This window comes from Streptomyces sp. NPDC048612, from assembly GCF_043199295.1.
GTDB lineage: Bacteria > Actinomycetota > Actinomycetes > Streptomycetales > Streptomycetaceae > Streptomyces.
The window spans coordinates 1-2880 of record NZ_JBICVV010000063.1 but is presented as its reverse complement, the minus strand read 5'-3'; the positions used below and the strand labels follow the sequence as shown (position 1 = coordinate 2880).

Annotated in this window: 1 protein-coding gene; it reads right to left on the bottom strand. The window is 73.7% G+C overall.

The features are described from left to right. Positions 1–2880 (bottom strand): SDR family NAD(P)-dependent oxidoreductase (locus tag ACGFN2_RS35870; RefSeq protein WP_393367180.1); only part of this gene is annotated, 2880 nt, incomplete at both ends.

Genomic DNA, 2880 nt, shown 5'->3' with positions numbered 1-2880 from the left:
CCGCGCTGCCCCGCACGACCGCGAGCACCTCGTGACCATTGCGCACCGCATCCGAAAGACGCTCAAGGACCAGCATGCCCACGCCCTCGCCCCAGCCCGTACCGTCCGCGTCGACGCTGAACGCCTTGCAGCGGCCGTCCGCCGCGAGACCGCCCTGGCGACTGAACTCCATGAAGACGGTGGGGGTGGACATGATCGTGACACCACCGGCGAGGGCCATGTCGCACTCGCCCTGCCGCAGCGACTGCGCGGCCAGGTGCAGGGCCACAAGTGACGACGAGCACGCCGTGTCGACGGTCATCGCCGGGCCCTCGAGGCCGAACGAGTACGAGAGTCGGCCCGAGACCACGCTCGCCGCGTTGCCCGTCGCGAGGTAGCCGCCGAAGTCCTGGTCACCGCCCACGAGCAGGGGGCCGTAGTCCTGGCCGTTCGTGCCGATGAAGACACCGGACCTGCTGCCCCGCAGCCCGGCCGGGTCGAGACCCGCGCGCTCGAAAGCCTCCCACGAGGTCTCCAGGAGCAGGCGCTGCTGCGGGTCCATCGCCAACGCCTCACGCGGCGAGATCCCGAACAGGCCCGCGTCGAACCAGGTCGCGTCGTGGACGAAGCCGCCCACCTGCGTCGCCGACGCCTCCGTCGTGTCCCAGCCGCGGTCGGCCGGGAAGGCGGTCAGGGCGTCGCCGCCGGAGATCAGCAGGTCCCACAGCTGTTCCGGCGTGTTGACGTCGCCGGGGAAGCGGCAGGCCATGCCGACCACGGCTAGGGGTTCGTCCGTCGCGGCCGGGGCCCCGGCGCCCGCCACGGCCGGAACGTCGGCCTGGCCGTCCCCGTCGTCCCCGTCGTCTCCGAGCAGCGCGGCCAGGTGCCCGCCCAGGTCGGTGGGGGTCGGGTGGTCGAAGACCAGGGTCGCGGGCAGCCGCAGGCCGGTGGCCGTGCCGAGCAGGTTGCGCAGTTCGACCGCCGTCAGCGAGTCGATGCCCAGTTCGCGGAAGGCCTTGTGCTCGGGGACCTCGGATGCGTCCGCGTAGCCGAGTACAGCCGCCGCGCTCGCGCGTACGAGTTCGCGTGCTTCCCGCGCCCGCTCGGCGGCGGGCAGCCCGGCCAGGCTCGTCGCGAGGCTCTCCGCCGTCGACTCCCGCTCCCGGCGGTCCTTCGTGAGCTGCTCCGTCGCCCGTACGGCCTCGGGTATCTCGCGCAGCAGCGAGGTGGGCAGGATGACCGCGAGCCCCTGCGCGAACCTCTCCCAGTCGACGTCCGCGACCGCGACCGCGCCGTCCTGCGCGGCGATCGCCTGGAACAGTGCGCGCTGGACGCGCTCGGGGCTCATCGGGTGCAGGCCACCGCGCCTGATGCGCTCGGCCGCCGTGTCCTCGTCCGCCATTCCTCCGCCGCCCAGCGCGCCCCATGCCACGGACGTGCCCGCGAGGCCGCAGGCGCGGCGGTGTTCGGCGAGGGCGTCGAGGAAGGCGTTGCCGGCCGCGTAGCTCGCCTGGGCCGCGCTGCCCGTGACACCGCTCAGCGACGCGTACAGGACGAACGCGTCCAGGTCGGCGTCCAATGTCAACTCGTGCAGGTTGAGCGCCCCTTGGACCTTCGGTCGGAGCACCGACTCCACGCGTTCGGGTGTGAGCGTGGTGACCACGCCGTCGTCCAGCACTCCGGCCGTGTGCACGACCGCGTCGAGGGGGTGCTCGTCGAGCAGCCGCGCCAGGTCGTCCCGTACGGCGATGTCGCAGGCCGCGAGCGTCACGCGTACGCCCGTCGCCGCCAGTTCCTCGCGCAGTTCGCGGGCCCCCGTGGCGTTCTCGCCGCGACGGCTCACCAGCAGCAGGTGCTCGGCGCCCGCCGCCGCGAGGCCGCGGGCGATGTGGGCGCCGGCGCTTCCCGTGGCGCCGGTCACGAGGACCGTGCCGCGCGGTTGCCAGGCGTCGGGCGCCTGCGCTCCGAGGCGGGCGCGCACCAGCCGGCGGGCGAACACGCCGGAGGCGCGTACGGCCACCTCGCTGTCCGCCGTACCGCCCGCGAGGACGGTGGCGAGACGGGCCCCCGCCCGCTCGTCGAGGGTTTCGGGCAGGTCGACCAGGCCGCCCCAGTCCTGGGGCTGTTCGAGCGCGACCGCGCGGCCGAAGCCCCATGTGGTCGACTGCACGAGAGCGTCGGCCTCGTCGAAGGCGGCGGTGGACACCGCTCCGCGCGTGGCGCACCAGAGGGGGGCCCGGGTATGGTCAGCCGCCGTCAGGGCCTGGACGAGAGCGAGGTTGGCGGCGAGTCCGGCGCTCAGCGACGTGTGGCCGGGGAGCGGCCGCTCGTCGAGGGCAAGGAGCGAGAGTATGCCGCGCAGTTCGGCGGCATCGTCGGCGACGGTGTCCGTGAAGCCGGTGTCCGTGAAGTCAGGGTCTGTGAAGTCGGTGTCCGTAAAGTCGGGGTCTGTCGCGTCGACTTCCAGGTTCGCGACCCGTGCTCCGGCGGCCCGAAGTGCGTCGGCCACTGAGGCCGCCAGGGCAGCTCTGCCCTCGGGTGCGACGACGAGCCAGGTGCCGGCGAGCCTGGCGGAGGGCGGCAGCGTGACCGGCTTCCAGGTGGCGCGGTAACGCCAGTCGTCGGTGACCGAGTCTTCGTGCCGCCGGGACCGCCAGGTGCTGAGCGCCGGCAGTACGGCGTCCAGGCTTCCGGGCTCCAGTGCCAGCGTCTGCGCCAGCCCCTCGGCGTCGTGGTCGTCGACGGCCTTCCAGAACTCCGCCTCCGCCGGGTCCGCCACGGAGCCTGCCTCAGCGGGCTCGGCGGTCGGGGTCGCGTCGAGCCAGTAGCGGCTGCGCTGGAAGGCGTACGTGGGGAGAGCGACGCGGCGGGCACCCGTACCGGCAAAGAACGCCGACCAGT